The organism is Kocuria sp., assembly GCF_030536815.1.
In the GTDB taxonomy this organism is placed as follows: domain Bacteria; phylum Actinomycetota; class Actinomycetes; order Actinomycetales; family Micrococcaceae; genus Kocuria; species Kocuria gwangalliensis.
In genome coordinates, this window is record NZ_JAUNPE010000280.1 from 1 (window position 1) to 2105 (window position 2105).

A 2105-nucleotide genomic window follows, 5' to 3' on the forward strand; every position below is an offset into this window, starting at 1 on the left:
TGTGAATGTGATCGTTATATGGCGTGGAATCTTGATGACTCTGTGTCGCGGTGTTCTGCACCGGGGCAGACAGAAGGTAGGCCATGTTCTCCGGTGCCCACACACCTCCGCATCGCTTCCTTTGCCCCTCGTCGCTCACTCGATTTGCTGCGACCCCTTCTCGCCGTCTGGGTAGCTATCTAAGGGCCGATCTGTATCCCGTCGCCTCACCAAGCCGAGGACAGTCGCGACAAGTGCAAGGGCAAGGTAGGCGAAGCCGACTACAGCATGCCACGATGACGGCCCGTCGGACATTGCGATTAATAAACATCCTATGACCAGGAAAGTTACAGGTGCGCCGAATATCCTGAAGCTCACGTTGTTTCCTTCCACCGAGAAAACCGCAGTAGAGGCGTTGGATGGTCGTGCGTTTACCTCTGTCTATGCTAAACGGCGGATTACTGGGTGGTGCTATCGATATGCTGCTGCTTGTATCCACGCGGCAGTCTGTTGTCGAAGTATGCGCCCGGGATGCAGCCGATCGCCAGAAGGACGAGTAGTGCGATCAGGCCGGCAAACTGCTCCAGTACAGGGGTGGTGATCCCGAACCACTGAGGCCAGATCCCATAAATGACCATGCAGACCACCCCAAACAGTCCGAACACGCCAAGGGCTTCCTGTCCCGGTGTGCGCTTGCGCGGCCCAGAGAACTGGGCGGCGTAGTCTTCCGGGGATCCGAACTCCTCGACAGGGCTTTTCCCTGTAGCCGTGACAGCTTCATCGACAGTGTGCAGAACATCAGCGACCGCATCTTCTGTGCATCCGCGGCGGCGAAGTTGATGTGCGAGGTCATGGTGGTAACTCATTGTGCTGTGCTCCTAGCTGGGGTTCGTGGTGCTCGGCGCGGTGACGGTGGCGGTGAGGATGCCGCAGACATCTAGCCACTGAGCTTGCAGTTGCCGGTAGTGATCTTTGCCCTCCTCGGTGATGGTGAGGATCTTCCGGGCCGGACCGGTCTCGGGTGTTTGCCAGTGACTGGTGATGTAGCCGGCGTCCTGCAGTTTGCTTAAGTGCGGGTACACGGTCGTTCCCCGCGCAGAGATACCTGCGGCGCGGAGCTTCTCGACGAGACCGTAACCATGTCCCGGCTCATCAATAAGCAAGCGAAGTAATAGCAGCGGCAGCGCTGGACGCAACCAATCACCGAAGCTCGTAGTCTCTGGCATGACTACACCGTATAGCAGAGTAGTCGCTGTAGCAACTAGTTGCGGGCCTGACTTACCGGACACGTGACTCTCAGTCTCAAAAAACTAAAGGTTTACAAGACACGCACAACGAGCATCTCAAAATCCGCGGCTCCTGCGGAAACCAACACGAAAAATGTCTTACCAACCTGTCTCACCGAAAAGTGTCCCGCCTTCTTCCATGCTGGGATTTAGTGAGGCATGATGGTGGGTATGAGACTGTTGGGCTACACCCGGGTATCCACCGTCGGTCAGGATCCGACACTTCAACACGACGCCTTGGTCACCGCCGGGGTCCAGAACCGTGATGTCTTCAGCGATGTCACCTCCGGGGCGAAGAATGCGATCGAGCGTCCCGGAATGAAGAAACTTCTCGCCTATGCCCAACCCGGTGACACGGTGGTGGTGTGGCGCATCGACCGGCTGGGCCGATCCCTGCTCGACGTACTCAACACGGTGAACCTGCTGCGCGAACGAGAGGTGAAGATTAAGTCGGTCTCTGACGGCATCGACCCGGAGACGTCCTCGGGTCGGCTGATGCTCGGGATGCTGGGGACTCTGGCTGAGTACGAACGAGAACTGATCACCGAACGCGTCAACGCCGGCATCGCCGCAGCGAAAGCCCAGGGCACCCGCTTCGGCCGACCACCTGTGGATCCAGAGGTGGTCGACCGCAAGCTCGCTATCGTCGCCGAGGAGAGAGCCAAAGGCCGTAGTGCCGAAGACGCCGCGAGCATGGTCGGCTGGTCGAGGGCAACACTGTACCGGCATCTGCAGGGTGCTAAACGACGACAGTCAGCACTGCCCGCCTGATGCGGGCACAATGACCAGGTCGTGAGGTGATGGTGATGGACGAGATGCAGCGCTGGGAGATCCTTCGCC

The 2105-nt window shown here is 58.6% G+C and carries 3 protein-coding genes; 1 reads left to right on the forward strand and 2 read right to left on the reverse strand.

Features of this window, described 5'->3' with window-relative positions:
* Positions 1-437 precede the first annotated feature (437 nt).
* Together Q4E95_RS13150 and Q4E95_RS13155 are read right to left on the reverse strand one after the other, a co-directional pair.
* Complete coding sequence (locus Q4E95_RS13150) at positions 438-845, reverse strand: hypothetical protein (protein WP_303383729.1); 408 nt, start codon at positions 843-845, stop codon at positions 438-440.
* A gap of 12 nt (positions 846-857) precedes the next feature.
* Positions 858-1205, reverse strand: a complete 348-nt coding sequence (locus Q4E95_RS13155) for a PadR family transcriptional regulator (protein WP_303383730.1) — start codon at positions 1203-1205, stop codon at positions 858-860.
* Positions 1206-1436: 231 nt separating this feature from the next.
* Between Q4E95_RS13155 and Q4E95_RS13160 the strand changes: the two genes are divergently transcribed.
* On the forward strand, positions 1437-2036 hold the full coding sequence (locus Q4E95_RS13160) for a recombinase family protein (RefSeq protein ID WP_038573372.1): 600 nt from the start codon (positions 1437-1439) through the stop codon (positions 2034-2036).
* Positions 2037-2105 lie beyond the last annotated feature (69 nt).

What these genes read in the sequence shown, in the direction of transcription:
- Q4E95_RS13155 (WP_303383730.1), bottom strand. Translation starts at nt 1,205, where the DNA reads ATGCCAGAGACTACGAGCTTCGGTGATTGGTTGCGTCCAGCGCTGCCG.
- Q4E95_RS13160 (WP_038573372.1), top strand. Translation starts at nt 1,437, where the DNA reads ATGAGACTGTTGGGCTACACCCGGGTATCCACCGTCGGTCAGGATCCG.
- Q4E95_RS13150 (WP_303383729.1), bottom strand. Translation starts at nt 845, where the DNA reads ATGAGTTACCACCATGACCTCGCACATCAACTTCGCCGCCGCGGATGC.